This is a genomic window from Microbacterium sp. 4-7 (assembly GCF_014332665.1).
Taxonomy (GTDB): domain Bacteria; phylum Actinomycetota; class Actinomycetes; order Actinomycetales; family Microbacteriaceae; genus Microbacterium.
In genome coordinates this window covers 105,324-122,006 of sequence record NZ_MCRH01000008.1, presented here as the reverse complement: position 1 = coordinate 122,006, position 16,683 = coordinate 105,324, and the positions used below count along the sequence as shown (strand labels likewise).

General features: G+C 68.9%; 16 protein-coding genes. 9 read left to right on the top strand and 7 right to left on the bottom strand.

All coding sequences use genetic code 11. The annotated features are described in order from the left end of the window. Nucleotides 1–20 precede the first annotated feature (20 nt). Complete coding sequence (locus BEP68_RS17045; RefSeq protein WP_072591977.1) at nucleotides 21–1,001, bottom strand: EamA family transporter; 981 nt, start codon at nucleotides 999–1,001, stop codon at nucleotides 21–23. Between the two features lie 39 nt (nucleotides 1,002–1,040). On the opposite strand from BEP68_RS17045, the gene BEP68_RS17040 reads away from it, so the two are divergent. The 8 genes from BEP68_RS17040 to BEP68_RS17005 all read left to right on the top strand — a co-directional run bounded on the left by BEP68_RS17040 (nucleotide 1,041) and on the right by BEP68_RS17005 (nucleotide 8,137). Then, the gene (locus BEP68_RS17040; protein WP_053097930.1) at nucleotides 1,041–1,577 is read left to right on the top strand and encodes a CGNR zinc finger domain-containing protein; all 537 of its coding nucleotides are present in this window, start codon (nucleotides 1,041–1,043) and stop codon (nucleotides 1,575–1,577) included. Between the two features lie 40 nt (nucleotides 1,578–1,617). Then, entirely contained in the window at nucleotides 1,618–2,604 is a 987-nt protein-coding gene (locus BEP68_RS17035; RefSeq protein ID WP_187250666.1) for an acetylxylan esterase, read from the top strand. Between the two features lie 172 nt (nucleotides 2,605–2,776). After that, nucleotides 2,777–3,367 carry a glucose-6-phosphate isomerase family protein gene (locus BEP68_RS17030; RefSeq protein WP_187250665.1) on the top strand — a complete coding sequence of 197 codons (591 nt, stop codon included), beginning with the start codon at nucleotides 2,777–2,779 and terminating at the stop codon, nucleotides 3,365–3,367. A 9-nt stretch (nucleotides 3,368–3,376) separates the two neighbouring features. Beyond that, nucleotides 3,377–4,879 carry a xylulokinase gene (gene xylB / locus BEP68_RS17025; protein ID WP_187250664.1) on the top strand — a complete coding sequence of 501 codons (1,503 nt, stop codon included), beginning with the start codon at nucleotides 3,377–3,379 and terminating at the stop codon, nucleotides 4,877–4,879. Beyond that, nucleotides 4,879–5,835 (top strand): phosphoglycerate dehydrogenase, encoded by a 957-nt coding sequence (locus tag BEP68_RS17020; protein ID WP_187250663.1) that lies wholly within the window; start codon nucleotides 4,879–4,881, stop codon nucleotides 5,833–5,835. The genes xylB and BEP68_RS17020 overlap by 1 nt, the downstream gene beginning before the upstream one ends. 11 nt (nucleotides 5,836–5,846) lie before the next feature. Next, the gene (locus BEP68_RS17015) at nucleotides 5,847–6,800 is read left to right on the top strand and encodes a shikimate dehydrogenase family protein (RefSeq protein WP_187250662.1); all 954 of its coding nucleotides are present in this window, start codon (nucleotides 5,847–5,849) and stop codon (nucleotides 6,798–6,800) included. Then, on the top strand, nucleotides 6,800–7,768 hold the full coding sequence (locus BEP68_RS17010; RefSeq protein WP_053097941.1) for a phosphotriesterase: 969 nt from the start codon (nucleotides 6,800–6,802) through the stop codon (nucleotides 7,766–7,768). The genes BEP68_RS17015 and BEP68_RS17010 overlap by 1 nt, the downstream gene beginning before the upstream one ends. Before the next feature lie 72 nt (nucleotides 7,769–7,840). Continuing rightward, complete coding sequence (locus tag BEP68_RS17005; RefSeq protein ID WP_053097943.1) at nucleotides 7,841–8,137, top strand: putative quinol monooxygenase; 297 nt, start codon at nucleotides 7,841–7,843, stop codon at nucleotides 8,135–8,137. An 82-nt stretch (nucleotides 8,138–8,219) separates the two neighbouring features. Here the strand turns inward: BEP68_RS17005 and BEP68_RS17000 are convergent, their stop codons facing one another. The 4 genes from BEP68_RS17000 to BEP68_RS16985 form a co-directional block, all read right to left on the bottom strand. Next, nucleotides 8,220–9,218 carry an ABC transporter substrate-binding protein gene (locus BEP68_RS17000; protein ID WP_056280540.1) on the bottom strand — a complete coding sequence of 333 codons (999 nt, stop codon included), beginning with the start codon at nucleotides 9,216–9,218 and terminating at the stop codon, nucleotides 8,220–8,222. A gap of 49 nt (nucleotides 9,219–9,267) precedes the next feature. Next, nucleotides 9,268–10,302: an ABC transporter permease gene (locus BEP68_RS16995; RefSeq protein WP_171821947.1), complete on the bottom strand. Its 1,035-nt coding sequence runs from the start codon at nucleotides 10,300–10,302 to the stop codon at nucleotides 9,268–9,270. Continuing rightward, nucleotides 10,302–11,804 carry a sugar ABC transporter ATP-binding protein gene (locus tag BEP68_RS16990; RefSeq protein WP_187250661.1) on the bottom strand — a complete coding sequence of 501 codons (1,503 nt, stop codon included), beginning with the start codon at nucleotides 11,802–11,804 and terminating at the stop codon, nucleotides 10,302–10,304. Before BEP68_RS16990 ends, BEP68_RS16995 begins: the two co-directional genes overlap by 1 nt. A 187-nt stretch (nucleotides 11,805–11,991) precedes the next feature. After that, nucleotides 11,992–12,861, bottom strand: a complete 870-nt coding sequence (locus BEP68_RS16985) for a sugar phosphate isomerase/epimerase family protein (RefSeq protein WP_187250660.1) — start codon at nucleotides 12,859–12,861, stop codon at nucleotides 11,992–11,994. Between the two features lie 190 nt (nucleotides 12,862–13,051). Here BEP68_RS16985 and BEP68_RS16980 point away from each other — a divergent pair, with 190 nt between their 5' ends. Next, nucleotides 13,052–14,053, top strand: coding sequence for a LacI family DNA-binding transcriptional regulator (locus BEP68_RS16980; protein ID WP_072591984.1), 1,002 nt, complete (start codon nucleotides 13,052–13,054; stop codon nucleotides 14,051–14,053). 333 nt (nucleotides 14,054–14,386) lie between these two features. Here BEP68_RS16980 and BEP68_RS16975 read toward each other — a convergent pair whose 3' ends face one another. Further along, nucleotides 14,387–15,352: an aldo/keto reductase gene (locus BEP68_RS16975; protein ID WP_187250659.1), complete on the bottom strand. Its 966-nt coding sequence runs from the start codon at nucleotides 15,350–15,352 to the stop codon at nucleotides 14,387–14,389. Beyond that, on the bottom strand, nucleotides 15,339–16,634 hold the full coding sequence (locus tag BEP68_RS16970) for an L-fuconate dehydratase (protein ID WP_187250658.1): 1,296 nt from the start codon (nucleotides 16,632–16,634) through the stop codon (nucleotides 15,339–15,341). Before BEP68_RS16970 ends, BEP68_RS16975 begins: the two co-directional genes overlap by 14 nt. Nucleotides 16,635–16,683: the final 49 nt, after the last annotated feature.

The following is a 16,683-nucleotide window of genomic DNA, read 5'->3' as shown; positions in this document are numbered from 1 at the left end:
TGCTTCGCGTATACATTGCGCTACCGCTGCGGCCGCTCCACGGCATCCGGCACCGGCTCGACGAACTCGGCGGGACGCGGCTCGCCGAGCTTCACCACGACGACGCCGACCAGCACCAGCGCCCCGCCGAGGGCCTGCAGCAGATCGGGCAGCTGTCCGAGCAGCAGCCAGCCGAAGAGCAGCGCGGCGACCACCTCGGAGAGCGCGACGAAGGATGCGAGGCGGGAGCCGAGCATCCGCGTCGACGCGATGCCGAGCACATAGGCGAGTGCCGTCGCGACCAGGCCGATCGCGAGCACCGGCACGAACCACGGCACGGTGCCGAAGCGATAGGTGATGTCGTCGGTCGTCCAGGCGATGGGCAGGATGCCGGCGAGTCCGGCGACCGTCAGCGCGATCGCGCCGAGCAGCAGCCCACCCCCGGCGAGCGCGATCGGAGGCAGTCCGGTGTCGGCCTTGGCCGAGAGCAGGAAGTACGTCGCCGCACCCACCATCGCGGCGAGTGCCCAGAGGATGCCGGCGACATCGACCTCGGCGCCGGTGATGATGTCGAGCATCAGCACGAGTCCGACGAAGGCGATGGCCGCGCCGATCACGCTGCGCCGACTCGGCCGCTCGCCCCGGCGGAGCCACAGCCAGAGGATGACGGCGATCGGCGCGGTGTATTCGATGAGCAGTGCGAGACCGACGTCCATCACGGCGACGGCCTGGAAGTAGCAGAGCTGCGTGGCGGTGACGGCGAGCAGTCCGTAGGCGGCGACCATCCCGGCGTTCTTGCGGAGCACTGCCCACCGCCCGCGCAGCGACAGGACCGTCGGCACGAGCAGCACGAGTGCGGCGACCCAGACACGCGCGGTCACGGCAGCACCGGGCGTCCACCCTGCATCGATGAGCCCGCGAGCCCAGGCGCCGGACATCCCGAACGCGAAGGCCGCGCCGATCGCCAGAGGCAGACCGAGACGCACGCCGCGCATCGAGATGTCATTCGCAACTTTGCTCATGACAGGTGACGCTACTCGTGCACGTTGTAAGGTGTCAACATGAACTTCACCGATGACACGGAAGAGGCGCTCCGCGCAGCCATCCGGCTCGTGAACTCGGCGGAAGAGCCCGAGACCCTCGAGACGCTCGCCGACTACGACGCCTTTCTCGCGGACTTCCCCTACTCCGGCCGCCTCGACCGCGACGACGCCGAGCTCTCCTCGCTGCGTGCGATCCGTCCGCGCCTGCGCTCCATGCTCATCGCGCCACGAGACGAGATGGCCGAGCACGTCAACGCCGCGCTGGCCGAAGCGTCTCTCGCGCCGCGACTCGTGCGCCATGACGGCGTGGACTGGCACCTGCACGCCGTCGCCGACGAGCGCCCCCTCGCCGAGCGCGTGCTGATCGAGACCGCGATGGCGCTGATCGACGTCATCCGCACCGACGAGGGATCCCGCATCTCGATCTGCGCCGACGACACGTGCGAGGCGCTCGCTCTCGACCTGTCCCGCAACCGGTCGAAGCGCTACTGCTCGACGACCTGCACGAATCGCAACGCGGTGGCGGCGTATCGTGCGCGGCGCGCGAGCGCCTGAGCCGCGGCATCCGGAGGACGTTCGGTAGCGTCGTCTCGTCATGACCTTCCCCCCTCCCTACGACACCTGGTTCCCCGACGCCGAGTTCGACGCCGCTTACGGACACACGCTCACCACGCTCCGCGAGATCGCACCGGTTCCAGCGCCGGACGGCTTCACCGCGCGATGGCAGGCGTGGCGCGCACAGGCGAAGACGGTGGATGCCGCACCCGCCGTGCTGTCCACCGAGAGCATCCACGGCCGGCGGGTGTCGATCATCGAGCACGCCGGAGTCGACGGCATCCGACTGCGTGCCTGGCTCGTCGAGCCCGTCTCGCCGCCCGCGCGGGTGGGCGTCGTGCACAGCCACGGATACGGCGGGCGGGATGCGATCGACCTCGCTCGTATTCCCGAGGATGCAGCGGCGATCTTCCCTGTCGCCCGCGGGCTGCCCACGCTGAACACGGGCATCGGCGCCCCCGAGATCCAGGCCGAGCATGTGCTGGCCGGGATCGAGAACCCCGACGACTACGTGCTGGGACTCTGCGCCCGCGACCTCTGGCTCGCGGCGGATGCCCTGACCGCGCTCGTCGGACGCGTGCCGCTCTACTACGTCGGCGAGAGCTTCGGCGGCGGCATCGGAGCGCTCGCCCTGCCGTGGGACGACCGGTATATCGGGGCGACCCTCATCGTCCCGAGCTTCGGGCAGTACGACGAGCGCCTCGCCGTTCACTGCCTCGGCAGCGGGGAGACCGTGCGCGATCACGTCGCCGCGCATCCCGACGCGCGCGAGGCGCTGCGCTGGTTCGACGCCTCGTCAGCCCTCGGCTTCGCCCGCGTTCCGGTGCGCGTGGAGGCGGCACTGTGGGACCCGTACGTGCCGCCGCCCGGACAGTTCGGCGTCGCGAACGCGGCGCGGATGCTCGAACTCGCCGTCCTTCCCGCCGGCCATGCCGACTATCCAGGGGCCGACGAGGTGACAGCCGAGTCCGTCAGAGGCGGCCGCGCCCACCTCGCGCGCGCACTGCGCGCCGCCTCCGCTCCATGACTCCGGAGAAACTCGCATGGCGAGCCCGACGGGTCCGGGCGAGCCAGGAGCAGCGCACACCCGCGCTCCCCGGCCTGCGCATCCGAGCACTGGACGCCACTTGTCATCACAGGTACACTCAACTTGTCATTACAGGTTGCGCAGCGCCGCAGCATCCGCATGAGGAGCACCGATGCCCCAGTTCCACACTCCCCCGATCTCGCCGATGGCGATCGCCTTCGACGCCGAGAAGCTCACGCTCTCCCCGGAGGGACCCACTCTGACGCGGCGCATGTCCGACCTCGAGGGCCTCTTCCTCGACGCCGACGCCTGGGCTGCCGCGGCCGGCGGCGACAACCCCGTCGTCTACACCGTGGTCAGCTCTCCCGTGCCCGAGGTCGACCGCGAGCTGCCGCAGTCGATCACCACGATCATGCCCGGCGACACCTCGGGAGAGCTCTGGATGACCAAGGGCCACCAGCATCCGAACCACCAGGGCGAGATCTACCTCGCGCTGAAGGGCCGCGGCGGGCTGCTCATGTTCGACGGCGAGCGCACCGAATGGCTCGACATGCTGCCCGGCACGATCGGCTACATCCCGCCGGGCTGGGCGCACCGCTCGGTCAACACGGGCGACGAGCCCTACTCGTTCCTCGCGGTGTACCCGGGCGGCGCCGGCCACGACTACGGCTGGGTCCTCGAGCACGGGATCGGCTCTCGGGCCTATCGCGCCACCGAGGGCGTGGACCTGCGCCCCTATTCCGCGTCCCCCTCCGCGGAATAGGCTCCGGCCATGCTGATCGCGCACGATCTGGGGACCACCGGCGACAAGGCCTCCCTGCACCATGACGACGGACGCCTCGTCACCTCGGTCACGGTGCCGTACCCCGCGCACTTCGCCGCCGGCGGCATCGCCGAGCAGGATCCGGCGGACTGGTGGGATGCCGTCGTCTCGGCGACCCGACAGCTGATCGACCGTGCGGGCGTCGACCCGTCGACCGTCGGCGGACTCGTCGTCAGCGGCCAGATGATGGGCACGGTGCTGCTCGACGCACACGGCGAGCCGGTGCGCCCCGCGATCATCTGGGCCGACACCCGCTCGGGCGCGCAGACCCGTGAGCTCGAAGAGCGTCTCGGCGCACAGGACGCCTACCGCGTGCTCGGCCATCGACTGAACCCCACCTACTCGGTCGAGAAGATCATGTGGGTGCGCGACAACGAGCCGGATGTCTGGGCGCGGGTGCGGCACTTCTGCGTCGCGAAGGACTACATCGTCTACCGTCTCACCGGGCGCCTCGCCACCGAGCGCTCTGACGCCTCGGGCACCAACGCCTACGACCAGGTGCGCGGCGAGTGGTCGGCCGATGTGCTCGCCGCCGCGGGACTCGACCCCGCTCTCTTCCCCGAGATCCTCGAATCGACGACGATCGCCGGGTCCCTCACCGCCGAATCGGCCACCGACCTCGGGCTTCCGGCATCCGTCCGCGTCGTCATGGGCGGCGGAGACGGCCCCTTGGCCGCCGTCGGTTCGGCCATCGTCGCGCCCGACGACGGCGCGTACGTGTGCCTGGGCACCTCGTCGTGGATCTCGTTCGCGAGCCTCACACCGCTGCACGACCCGCAGATGCGCACCATGACGTTCGACAACGTCGTGCCCGGATCCTTCGTGCCGACCGCGACCATGCAGGCCGGCGGCGCCTCGGTGCAGTGGATCGCCGAAGCCCTCTCCCCCGACCCCGCGCGCCCCGACACCGCCCGGCTCACCACGGAGGCCGGGGGCGACCTCGACACCGAGGACCTCTACTTCCTCCCCTATCTGCTCGGCGAACGATCCCCGCTGTGGGACCCGCACGCCCGCGGAGCCTTCGTCGGCCTCGCCCGGCATCACACCCGCGCGCACCTCACCCGAGCCGTGCTCGAGGGTGTCGCGTACAACCTGCTCACTTGCATCCAGGCGTTCCGCGAATCCGGTGCGTCGATCGACCGCATCGACGCGGTGGGCGGCGGAGCACAGAGCGACGCCTGGCTCGGCATCCTCGCCGACGTCTGGGGTGTGCCGATCCGACGGCGCACGATCGTCGAAGAGGCCAACAGCCTCGGCGCCGCTGTCACCGGTGCCGTCGGCCTCGGCCTCGCCGACTTCTCGGCGGCGCGGGCGCTCAGCGAGGTCACGGCGGAGTTCACTCCGGATGCCGGCCGGCACGCCGTGCACGCGCAGCGGCATTCGCGCTTCGTCGGCGCCTACGCCGCGCTCGAGCCGTGGTTCGCCCAGGCCCCCGCCACCCGAGGCGCCTGATGGGAGTCATCCTCGCGACCAGCCGGTCGTTCTCGGACGGAGACCTCGACCTCGTCGGGCGAGCCAGGGCCGCCGGCCACGAGATCGTCCGGGGCCCCGCCCACCACGCGCTCACCGAGCTCGCACCCCTGCTCGCTGCCGCCGAGGGGTGGATCGCGGGCACGGGTCCGGTGACCGACGACCACCTGGCCGCCGCGCCGAACCTCAGGGTCGTGGCCCGCTACGGCGTCGGCACCGAGGCGGTCGATCTCGACGCGGCGCTGCGGCGCGGCATCCCGGTGACGAACACCCCGGGGGCGAACGCGGATGCCGTCGCCGACCACGCCGTCGGCCTCATGCTTGCGGCGCTCCGGTTCATCCCCGACGGCGATCGCCGCGTGCGGGCTGGCGACTGGGCCGTGCGGCGCGGTCGCGAGCTCGGAGCCGCCACGGTCGGCATCGTGGGCTTCGGCCGCATCGGCCAGGGCGTCGCCCGACGTCTGAGCGGTTTCGGCGCACGCGTGCTCGCGGCCGATCCCTTTCTGCCGGCCGACGTGATCGCCGAGCGCGGCGCCGAACCGGTCGACCTCGACGAGCTGTTCCGCACCGCCGACGTCATCACCCTGCACGCCCCGGGCGGGCAGACGCTCGTCGATGCGGCGCGACTCGACGGCCTCCGCCCCGGCACGATCCTGGTGAACACCGCCCGCCCCGATCTCGTCGACGAGGCGGCACTCGCCGCCGCCCTGCGTGACGGACGCCTCGGCGGATACGCCGCCGACACCCTGACCGGCGACACCGCGGCGAGCGCGAGTCCGCTGCTCGCCGACGACCTCGCCGACCGTGTCACCGTGACCCCGCATCTCGGCGCGCAGACGACCCAGGCCGTCGACAACATGGGCTCGATGTCCCTCGACGATGTGCTCGCGGTTCTCGCGGGCACCGCGCCCGCCCACCCCGTCTCTTCCCGACCCTGAAGGACCCAGCGATGACCATCACCGAGAACACCGCGACCCCCGCGACCACGACCGGCGGCTACATGGGCTTCGTCGGCGTGAGCACCGGCTCGTCGTCGATCATGAAGGTGTTCCCGAAGTGGGCCGAGGTGCTGGGCCTCCCCACCGAGAACCTCATCGGACACGACCTTCCGATGGATGCGACGCCCGAGCAGTACGTCGCCATGGTCGAGCAGATCCGCGACGACCCGCAGCACCGGGGCGCACTGGTCACGACCCACAAGATGAACGTGTTCGCCGCGGCATCCGACCTGTTCGACGAGCTCGACCCGTTCGCCGTCTCGTGCTCCGAGATCTCGAGCATCTCGAAGCGGGGCGACCGCCTGATCGGCCGCGCCAAAGACCCCCTCACCGTCGATCTCGCACTCAAGGACTTCCTGCCGGCCGACCACTTCGCCCGTACCGGGGCGGAGGTCGTGATCCTCGGCGCCGGCGGCTCGGGCACCGCGCTCAGCTGGGCGCTGGCGGAGAGGGCGGATGCTCCGGCGAAGATCACCGTGACCGCTCGCGACGACGACAAGCTCGACCACCTGCGCGAGGTGCACCACCAGCACGGCACCCCCGACGGGCTGATCACGTACGTGCGCACCGACACGGTGCAGGATGCCGCGGCCATCGTCGCAGGCGCTCCCGCGGGCTCGCTGATCGTGAACGCCACCGGCCTCGGCAAGGACCGCCCGGGCTCGCCGCTGCCCGACGACGTCGCGTTCCCCGAGGACGCGTGGGTGTGGGAGTTCAACTACCGCGGCTCGCTCGAGTTCCTGCATCAGGCGCGTGCGCAGGAGGGCGCGCGCGGTCTGCACGTGGTCGACGGCTGGCGCTACTTCATCCACGGGTGGTCGCAGGTCGTCGCCGACGTGTTCGAGATCGACCTCACGCCGGAGATCGTCGAGCGGCTCGCCCAGGCCGCCGAATCGGTGCGCTGATGCCCGTCGTGCGGACGGTGCTCGGCGACATCGACCCGACGCGTCTCGGGGCGACGGACTATCACGAGCACCTGTTCCAGATCTCGCCGCTGCTGGTCGGCGATGAGCTCGACGATGAGGAGCTCTCCGGCCAGGAGGCCGCCCTGCTGCGGGCCAGCGGCTTCGCGGCGATGGTCGATGCGACGCCGTTCGGGCTCGGGCGCGATCCCGAGGGGGTCGCACGCATCAGCGCCGGCACCGGACTGCACATCGTCGCCACGACAGGGCGCCACCGCGAGGCGCACTACGGCGAGGACCATCCGATGCAGGTGTGGGATGTCGAGCGCCTGGCCGAGCTGTTCATCGCCGAGGTGATGCGCGGGATGCTCGTCGACGATGCGCTGGTGTTCGAGACCCCCGACGTGCCCCGGGCGGCTGCGCCCGAGGGATCACCGGTACGCGCCGGGATGCTGAAAGCTGGCGTCGGCTACTGGAGCATCACCGCCTTCGAGCACACGACCCTGCTCGCGGTCGCAGCGGCGCACCGAGCGACCGGCGCGCCGGTCATGGTGCACCTGGAGTTCTGCACCGCCGCGCACGAGGTCCTCGATCTGCTCGAGGGCGAAGGCGTGGCATCCGATCGCGTCGTGCTCGCGCATGCCGACCGCGATCCGGATGCCGGGCTGCACGCGTCGCTCGCCGAGCGCGGCGCCTACCTGGGCTACGACGGCTTCGCGCGTCCGCGCACGAGGTCGGATGCCGAGCTGCTCGCCCTGACCGAGAAGGCCGTCGCCCTCGGATGCGGAGACCGCATCCTTCTCGGCGGCGATGTCGCCCGCCGCACCCGCTACCTCGCGTACGGCGGCATGCCGGGTCTCGCCTATCTCGGCGAGCGCTACCTGCCGCGGCTGCGCTCCGCGGTGGGCGACGACGTGGTCGAGCGGATGCTGGTCGCCAACCCCGCGCGCCTGCTCACCCTGTCGACCTGACCCTGTCAGCCTGACCACACCGCTGCCTGACCGCACCGTCCCGCCCCGCCAGCCCACACCCGAGGAGCCCGCATGACCGAGCCGACCATCCTGCATGCCGTGTTCACCGCACGCCCCGAGAAGGGCGACGAAGTCGCGGCGCTGCTGCGCGACTTCGCCGCGGTGGTGCGCGCCGAAGAGGGCAACGTCGTGTTCGATGCGACGCGGCTCGTCGACGACCCCGACCGCTTCTTCGTCTACGAGGTCTACCGCGACGAGGCGGCCTTCCAGGCGCACATCTCGGCCCCGGCCGGCGTCCCGTTCAATGAGGCGCTGCAGCAGCTGATCGTCGAGCCGGCATCCGTGCTGACCTTCCTCCGACGCATCTGACGCACCCCGCCACGCGCCCCCCCGCACCCCCGGCACGCAAGAAGCCCCCCACCCGAAGGTGAGGGGCTTCTTTCTCAGCGGGTCACTCGTAGAGGACCGCTGCGATGTCCTCGTCCTCGAGGTTCGTGCTGTCGTACCAGTACGAACCCGTGTCGTAGAACTCCTCGACGTCCTCGCCGTTGGCCGCGTCGTATGCCGCCTGGACGACCTGCGCGCCGATGCCGATCGGGTCCTGCGTGATGGCGCCGGCCATCGTGCCGTCCTTGATCGCGTTGATCTGGGCAGCTCCCGAGTCGAAGCCGACGATCGTGATCTTGCCCTTCTCGAGGCCGAGCTCGTTCACGGCGTTCACGACGCCGATGGCCGAGCCCTCGTTGGTGCCGTAGATGCCCTTGAGGTCGGGGTGAGCGGCGATCAGCGTCTTCGCGATGTCAGCCGACTTCAGGTGGTCGCCGTCACCGTACTGGATGTCGACGATCTTGATGTCGGGGAAGTCCGCCTCGATCTTCTCGACGAATCCGTCACGACGCTCGACACCGGTCGAGTTGATGTTCGAGTGGCCGACGATGGCGACTTCGCCCTCGCCGCCGATCAGCTCGGCCATGTGCTCTGCGGCGAGCGCACCGGCGACCTTGCTGTCGGTCGCCGACAGGCTGAGTCCGACGTCGCCGTCGCACGGAGCGTCGAAGTACACGACGGGGATGTCCTTGGCCTTCGCCTGCTCGAGCGGGGCGACGCACGCCTCGGGGTCGAGGGCGGCGTAGGCGATGGCATCCGGGTTCTTGTCGATCGCGGTGGTGAGCATCTCGAGCTGCTGGGCGATCTCGGTCTCGGCGGCCGGGCCCTCGAACGTGATCTTCACGCCGAGCTCGTCCGCCTTCTCCTGAGCACCGGTCTTGACGGCCTGCCAGAACTGGTGCTGGAAGCCCTTCGAGACGAGCGCGATGTACATCTCGCCGTCGCCGCTGCCTCCGTCGCCGCTGCCTTCTTCGATGACGTCACCGCCGCCTGCGCAACCCGCGAAGACGAGGGCGGATGCGGCCACGAGTGCCGCGAATGCGGTCTTCTTGCCGAATTTCATGGAAACTCCATTGTTCTCTGTGTGGTGGTGGGGGGTGTAGATCTGTGGGTCAGGTGCGCTGGCGGTTGCGCAGCGAGTCGAGGAAGACGGCCAGCAGCACGACGATGCCGACGACGATGTTCTGCCACTCCGACTGGATCGACATGATGCGCAGGCCGTTGACGAGCACGCTCATGATGAGCGCACCGATCACGGTGCCGAGGATCGAGCCTCGTCCGCCGAGCAGCGACGTTCCGCCGATGATGACGGCGGCGATCGCCTGCAGCTCGTAGCCGGTGCCGATCTGCGGCTGCGCCGAGTCGAGACGGGCCGCGATCACGATGCCCGCGATGCCGGTGAAGGCGCCCGCGAACATGTAGATGAGGATCGTCCAGCGGCGGGTGTTCACGCCCGACAGCCGGGTGGCCTCCTCGTTCGAGCCGATCGCGAACGTGTAGCGGCCGAGGAGCGTCTTCGACAGCACGAGCCACGCGATGATCGCGGCCACGGCGGTGATCAGCACGGCATTCGGGATGCCGGGGATGATCACGCCGAGCGCGATCTTCTTGAAGTCGGGGGCCGAGGTCGAGAAGTAGATCGGCGAGACGTTCGAGATGACGAGGGCGAGTCCGCCGGCGATCATCATCATCGCGAGGGTCGCGATGAACGGCGGCAGCCGGAGGAAGGTGATGTTGATGCCGTTCACGAGTCCCATGAGGACACCCGTGAGCACACCGCCGATCACGCCGACCCAGACGGGGAGTCCCATGTTGGTCACGAAGACACCCGTCATCACGGCGCACAGCGCCATACCGGTGCCGATCGAGAGATCGATGCCGCCGGTGATGATGACGAAGGTCGTGCCGAGGGCGAGGATGCCGATGACCGCCGTCGACAGCAGCACCGTGGCGATGTTGCTGAAGGTGAAGAAGTTCGGGCTGGCGATCGAGAAGAAGATCACCAGGACGATCAGCGTGCCGAAGGCGAGCGACTGCTGCAGCTGGCGGCGGAGGAACCCGCCGAAGTCGCGCTTGTCGGTGTTCTCATCGACCGCCGTCTGGATGATCGTCGTCGTCGACGATCCGGACTGCTGTGGGGTGCTCATCAGTCTTCCTCCCCGTGGGCTGCGAGTTGCATGATCTTCTCCTGGCTGGCTTCCTCGTTGCGGAGCGTCCCGGTGATCCGACCGTTCGCGAACACCGCGATGCGGTTCGCGACGCGGAGGATCTCGGGGAGCTCCGATGAGATGACGATGATGGATTTGCCCTGGTCAGCGAGCTGCTGCATCAGGCGGTAGATCTCCTCCTTCGCGCCGACGTCGATCCCTCGGGTCGGCTCGTCGAAGATGAGGATGTCGCAGTCGCGCATCAGCCACCGGGCGATGACGACCTTCTGCTGGTTCCCTCCCGAGAGCAGCTTCACGACCTGGTTCACCGAGGGCGTCTTGACCCGCAGCTGCTGCACATACTCCTTGGTGCGGTTCTTCGCCTTCGCGTCGCCCATCCAGCCGATGCCGTTGGCGTACGACCCGAGCGAGGCGAGAACGGTGTTGAAGGTCACGTCCTGCTCGAGCATCAGGCCCAGCAGCTTGCGGTCCTCCGAGAGGTAGCCGAGGCCGTGCTTGACCGCATCCGCCGGCTGTCCGATGCGCACCGGGTCGCCGCCGATCGCGATCGTGCCGCCGTCGCGGTGGTCGGCACCGATGATGGCCCGCGCGGTCTCGGTGCGCCCGGCGCCCATGAGCCCGGCGAAGCCCAGGATCTCGCCCTTGTGCAACTGGAACGAGACGTCCTTGAGGAGGTTCTTGGTCGAGAGTCCCTGCACGTCGAGCACGATCGGGTCGTTGATGTGATCGCGGGCCTGCGGACGGGTTCCCTCGTCGATCACGCGGCCGACCATCATCTCGATGATCTTCGGGACGCTGACCTCTGACTTCTCCAGTGATCCGATGTATGTGCCGTCACGGAGCACCGTGACCCGGTCGGCGAGACGCCGCAGCTCGTCCATGCGGTGCGAGATGTAGACGATGCCGGTCCCCGAGGCGCGCAGCTGCTCGATCAGCAGGAACAGGGTCTCGGTCTCGGAGTCGGTGAGCGCCGAGGTGGGCTCGTCCATGATGAGCACCTTGGCGTTGAACGAGAGCGCCTTGGCGATCTCGACCATCTGCTGCTCGGCCACGGTCAGCTCGCCGACGAGCTGTCGGGGGTTGACCCTGATGCTGAGGCGCTGCAGCAGTTCGGCCGTCTGCGCGTTGAGCTTGCGCTCCGACAGGAAGGGGCCGGTGGTGGGCTCGCGACCCACGAAGATGTTCTGCGCCACGGTGAGATCGGGCATCAGGTTGAGTTCCTGGTGGATGATCGTGATGCCGAGCTGCTGCGCCTGCAGCGGGCTGGTGAGTTCGACCTCCTGGCCCTCGAACGTGATGGTGCCCTCGTCCTTGGTGTAGATCCCCGAGAGGATCTTCATCAGGGTCGACTTGCCGGCGCCGTTCTCGCCCACGAGCACCAGCACCTCGCCGGCTCGCACCTCGAGGTGCACATCCTTGAGAGCCTGCACACCGGGGAATCCCTTGCTGATCCCGTCGACTCTGAGAATGGGGTCACTCATGTGCTCACCTGCTTCCTTGAAGGTCGTGATGCGATATTCCGGTCGGGTCCGGAAACATCGGATCAATTCTGCGTCTTACGCCCCACCCTGCGCAAGTTGTATCTAAATGTAACTAAGACTTCTTCGGATGGGAAGACCTGTAATAACAAGTTGGCAACAGGTCGGCGGATCGAGGCGACGGCCCGGCTCAGTGCAGCCGGATCGAGTCGACCGCGACGAGCTTGTCGCGGATGTAGGCGTTGGCGTGCGCTCCGAGCTCGACGTTGTCGGTCCACAGGTTGCGCCAGATGCCGAGCATGCGGCTGAGATCGGGGGCGACGACGGCTGACGAGAACGACTCGAACACGATCGGACCGTCGTAGCCGATGCGGCCCAGCGCCTTGAAAAAGGTGTCGAAGTCGACGGTGCCGGTGCCGAGATAGCCGCGGTGGCTCTCCCCGATGTGCACGTAGCGCAGGGCCGGAGCCGCGTCGAGGACCGGCGCGAACATATCCGACTCCTCGATGTTCATGTGGTACGTGTCGAGGTGGATGCCGAGGTTCGGCCGATCGACCTCGGCGAGGTAGGCGAGCGCCTGCCGTGCGGTGTTCAGCACGTTCGTCTCGTAGCGGTTCACGACCTCGAGCGAGACCGAGATGCCGCGCTCTGCGGCATGGTCGGCGACGCGGGCGATCGTGCGCCGACTGCTCTCCAGCCCCTCGGCCGTCACCGGGTCCATGTACTTCTGCATCGCGCTGTAGATCACGCCGCAGAAGTGCTGGCCGCCGAGGTCGGCGAGCACGTCGACCGCCCTGAGCAGCAGCGCCTCTCCCGCGGCCACGACGGCCGGGTCGGAGCTCGTCACGTCGGTCGCGCCCGAGAGTCCGAGTGAGGCGCTGACGGCGAGATCGTGCTCTTCGAGCGCGTCCTTCGCCGCGGCGACGTCGAACGAGAACGGGTCCATCAGCGGGAACTCGATCAGGTCGAATCCGGCCGCCTTCGTCTTCTCGACGGAGAGACGGATGCCGTCGGCATCGAAGTGTCCGGTCCAGACGAGCCCGTGGCATCCGATGTTCATGAGACCTCTCGGAGACGGGTGTGCGGCACCTTCGCCTCGGCAGGATTGGCACGTTGCAACTCTGCGTTCAGGTCACCGTACGCGGGTCGGGGATGCGGTGTCAAGAACTTTCTTGGCACGTTGCAATCGCTGAGCTACTCTGGACTCGCCGCCGACCGTCCTGCGTCGACGCGCAGTCGAAAGGAGCTCCATGCCCGCCAGCGTCAAAGACGTCGCCGCTCTCGCCGGGGTGTCCTCCTCGACCGTCTCGAACTACCTCAACCACCCGCATGTACTCGGCGAATCGAGCGCGGCGAAGGTGAGGGAGGCGATCGCCCAGCTCGGCTACGTGCCCAACGAATCCGCCCGTCAACTGCGAGCCGGCTCCAGCAAGGCGCTGGCGCTGATTCTTCTCGACGCCTGGCTGCCGTACTTCCACGAGCTCTCGCGCGGGGTCGAAGACGTGGCCCGCGAGGGCGGCTGGTCGCTGTTCTTCAGCAACAGCAACCGCGACGCCGACACCGAACGCGGGAACATCGACATGTTCGAGGCGCACCGCGTGCAGGGCATCGTCATCTACCCGCTCGAAGACGTGGTGCCCCGGCTCGAGCAGCTCGCCGACCGCGGCATCCGCTCGGTCGTCGTCGGCCCCATCCCCGATTCGCCGACCGTCGGTTCGGTGCTGTTCGACGACCGCGGCGGCGGACGGCTGGCGGGCGAGCACCTGCTGTCGCTCGGCCGACGCCGCATCCTCTTCCTGGGGGCGCCGAGCGTCAGCCAGTCGAACGACCGCCTCCTCGGGCTGCGTGACGCCGTCACTGCGGCCGGGGCGACGGCCGATGTGATCGACGTGCCGCACCTGACGACCGAGGACGGCCTCGACGTCGGCGCGCGGATCGCCGAGATGCCTGCCACCGAACGCCCCGACGCGATCTTCGCCGCCAACGACATGGTGGCGATCGGCGTGCTCACCCAGTTGCTGCGCCGGGGCATCCGCGTGCCCGAGGAGATCGCATTGGTCGGCTTCGACGACGTCGCGCAGGCCCACCAGAGCGTCGTGCCGCTGACGAGCGTGCGGCAGCCCGGGTACGAGATCGGCCGGGCGGCGGGCGCGGCACTCATCCGCCAACTCACCGACCCCACGGCCGACCTCCCCGCGCCGACGCCCTTCGCCGCCGAGCTGATCGTCCGCGAGTCCACCGTCGGGCGCTGAGCCTCGTCTCCGCCGTCGCGGAGTTATGGCGCAGGCCCGGTTCACAATTCAGCACGAACCCGCACTGATGCCGCCGCCGAAGCCCCAGACCGCCCACAAGCGCAGACCTGTGCTGAATTGTGAACGCGCGCCGTCCGGCTTCCACAACTCCGGAGAAGCGCACGTCGAACTCACGCCAGGGCGTCTCAGCCCGCCATTCCGCCCCGACTATCCAGAGTTATGGCGCGGGCCCGGTTCACAATTCAGCACGAACCCGCACTGATGCCGCCACCGAAGCCCCAGACCGCCCACCAGCGCAGACCTGTGCTGAATTGTGAACGCGCGCCGTCCGGCTCAGCCCGGGATCAGCCCCTCTGCGGCGAGCTCGTTCCACAGCGCGCCAGGAATCTCGAGCGCCGCATACTCGGCATTCTGCGTCAGCTGCCCTGGCCGGCTTCCTCCGACCACCACCGAGCGCACCACGTCTGACTGCAGCGGGAACTGGATCGCGGCGGCGGGCAGCGGCACGTCGTGCTCGGCGCACACCCGTGCGATGCGCAGCAGCCGTTCCCACAGCTCGTCGGGAAGCTGCCCGTACTCGTATCGCCCGTCGCGGCGAGGTTCGTTCGATGCCAGCAGCCCGGAGTTGAAGACGGATGCCGCGACGATGCCTGTCTCGGTCTCTCGGCACGCCGGCAGCACCTCGGCCGCCGCCGGCTGTTCGAGCAGCGTGTATCTGCCCGCGACCATGACCAGGTCGAGGTCGGCCGACCGCACGGAGGCGGCGAGCGCATCCGACACCATCGAGCCGATGCCGACGGCAGTCACCTCGCCGTCGCGACGCAGCTGCTCGAGTGCCGGGAGCGCCTCGGCGAGCGCGAGATCCAGGTCATGCCGCTCGGGGTCGTGCAGGTAGAGCAGGTCGATGCGCTCGATCCCGAGACGTTCGCGGGACTCATCGAGGCTGGTGCGCATCCCCTCAGCCGAGAAGTCCCACACACGCTGCAGATCGTCGGGAACATGGAAGTCGTTCGCTGTGTCGAGGCCGCCGTCGTGGTCGGGGTTCGGTCGCAGCAGGCGCCCGACCTTGGTCGACAGCACGTACTCGTCGCGCGGTTTGGTCTGGAGGAACGCCCCGAGACGACGCTCCGAGAGCCCGAGCCCGTAATGCGGAGCGGTGTCGAAGTAGCGGATGCCGCTGTCCCACGCCGCATCGAGCACCGCCCACGCCTCGTCATCGCTCAGCGCGCGGAAGAGGTTGCCGACGTTCGCGGCCCCGTATCCGAGGGGCGGAACCGCCAGAGCATCAGACTCCGACATGCTGCCCCGTCCACGTGTACGCGGCGATGCTCTCGGCCTTCATCTCCATGCCGGATCCGGGCGCCGTGGGCGCCATGTACGACCCGCCCTGGATGTCGGTGGGGATCTCGAAGTGCTCGTGCAGGTGGTCGACGAACTCGATCATCCGCCCTTCGCGGGTGCCGGTGACGGCGACGAAGTCGAACATCGAGAGGTGCTGCACGGCTTCGCACAGCCCGACGCCACCGGCATGCGGGCAGACCGGCACACCGAACTTCGCGGCCAGCAGCAGGTTGGCGATGTTCTCGTTGACGCCCGCGACGCGCACGGCGTCGATCTGCATGACCGAGATCGCCTCGGCCTGCAGCAGCTGCTTGAAGATGACGCGGTTCTGCGCGTGCTCGCCGGTGGCGACGCGGATGGGTGCCACCCCCCTGGCGATCTCGGCGTGACCGAGCACGTCGTCGGGGCTCGTGGGCTCTTCGATCCAGGCGGGGTGGAACTCAGCGAGCGCGCCTATCCATTCGATCGCCTCCGACACCTCCCACCGCTGGTTGGCGTCGATCGCGATGGGGAAGTCCGGTCCGCACACCTCGCGGGCCTTGCGGAAACGGCGGATGTCGTCGTCGAGGTCGGCGCCGACCTTGAGCTTGATCTGGGTGAAGCCGTCGGCCATCGCCTCGCGGGCGAGCCGCTCGAGCTTCTCGTCGGAGTATCCGAGCCATCCGGGGCTGGTCGTGTAGCCGGGGTATCCGGTGGCGAGCAGTTCTCGTTCGCGCTCGAGGCGTCCCGGCTCGGCGGCGCGCAGGATCTCGAGGGCGTCCTCGGGCGTCAGCGCATTGGTGAGGTAGCGGAAGTCGACGAGGCCCACGAGCTCCTCGGGCGTCATCCGCGCGAGCAGCTGCCACAGCGGCAGCCCGGCCCGCTTGGCCTTGATGTCCCACAGCGCGTTGATGACCGCGCCGATGGCCATGTGCATGACGCCCTTCTCGGGGCCGAGCCAGCGCAGCTGCGAGTCGCCGATGATGTCGCGGAACGTCGTGCCCATGTCGTCGAGCAACGGCTCGATCTCGCGACCGACGAGGTGCCCGGCGAGCGCGTCGATCGCGGCGACCTGCACATCGTTGCCGCGCCCGATCGTGAAGACGAACGCGTGGCCGTCGATGCCGTCCTCGGCATCGGTGCGCACGATCACGTATGCCGCCGAGTAGTCGGGGTCGGGATTCATGGCATCCGATCCGTCCAGACTCAGCGATGTCGGGAAGCGGATGTCGGTCGTGTCGAGGGCGACGATGCGGCTCACGGGTTCCTCTCGTGCACGGGACGGATATCCGTGCAGATCTCTTGGAGTG

What these genes read in the sequence shown, in the direction of transcription:
- BEP68_RS17040 (WP_053097930.1), top strand. Translation starts at nt 1,041, where the DNA reads ATGAACTTCACCGATGACACGGAAGAGGCGCTCCGCGCAGCCATCCGG.
- BEP68_RS17035 (WP_187250666.1), top strand. Translation starts at nt 1,618, where the DNA reads ATGACCTTCCCCCCTCCCTACGACACCTGGTTCCCCGACGCCGAGTTC.
- BEP68_RS17010 (WP_053097941.1), top strand. Translation starts at nt 6,800, where the DNA reads ATGCCCGTCGTGCGGACGGTGCTCGGCGACATCGACCCGACGCGTCTC.
- xylB (WP_187250664.1), top strand. Translation starts at nt 3,377, where the DNA reads ATGCTGATCGCGCACGATCTGGGGACCACCGGCGACAAGGCCTCCCTG.
- BEP68_RS17000 (WP_056280540.1), bottom strand. Translation starts at nt 9,218, where the DNA reads ATGAAATTCGGCAAGAAGACCGCATTCGCGGCACTCGTGGCCGCATCC.
- BEP68_RS16995 (WP_171821947.1), bottom strand. Translation starts at nt 10,302, where the DNA reads ATGAGCACCCCACAGCAGTCCGGATCGTCGACGACGACGATCATCCAG.
- BEP68_RS17015 (WP_187250662.1), top strand. Translation starts at nt 5,847, where the DNA reads ATGACCATCACCGAGAACACCGCGACCCCCGCGACCACGACCGGCGGC.
- BEP68_RS17045 (WP_072591977.1), bottom strand. Translation starts at nt 1,001, where the DNA reads ATGAGCAAAGTTGCGAATGACATCTCGATGCGCGGCGTGCGTCTCGGT.
- BEP68_RS17005 (WP_053097943.1), top strand. Translation starts at nt 7,841, where the DNA reads ATGACCGAGCCGACCATCCTGCATGCCGTGTTCACCGCACGCCCCGAG.
- BEP68_RS17030 (WP_187250665.1), top strand. Translation starts at nt 2,777, where the DNA reads ATGCCCCAGTTCCACACTCCCCCGATCTCGCCGATGGCGATCGCCTTC.
- BEP68_RS17020 (WP_187250663.1), top strand. Translation starts at nt 4,879, where the DNA reads ATGGGAGTCATCCTCGCGACCAGCCGGTCGTTCTCGGACGGAGACCTC.
- BEP68_RS16990 (WP_187250661.1), bottom strand. Translation starts at nt 11,804, where the DNA reads ATGAGTGACCCCATTCTCAGAGTCGACGGGATCAGCAAGGGATTCCCC.
- BEP68_RS16985 (WP_187250660.1), bottom strand. Translation starts at nt 12,861, where the DNA reads ATGAACATCGGATGCCACGGGCTCGTCTGGACCGGACACTTCGATGCC.
- BEP68_RS16975 (WP_187250659.1), bottom strand. Translation starts at nt 15,352, where the DNA reads ATGTCGGAGTCTGATGCTCTGGCGGTTCCGCCCCTCGGATACGGGGCC.
- BEP68_RS16980 (WP_072591984.1), top strand. Translation starts at nt 13,052, where the DNA reads ATGCCCGCCAGCGTCAAAGACGTCGCCGCTCTCGCCGGGGTGTCCTCC.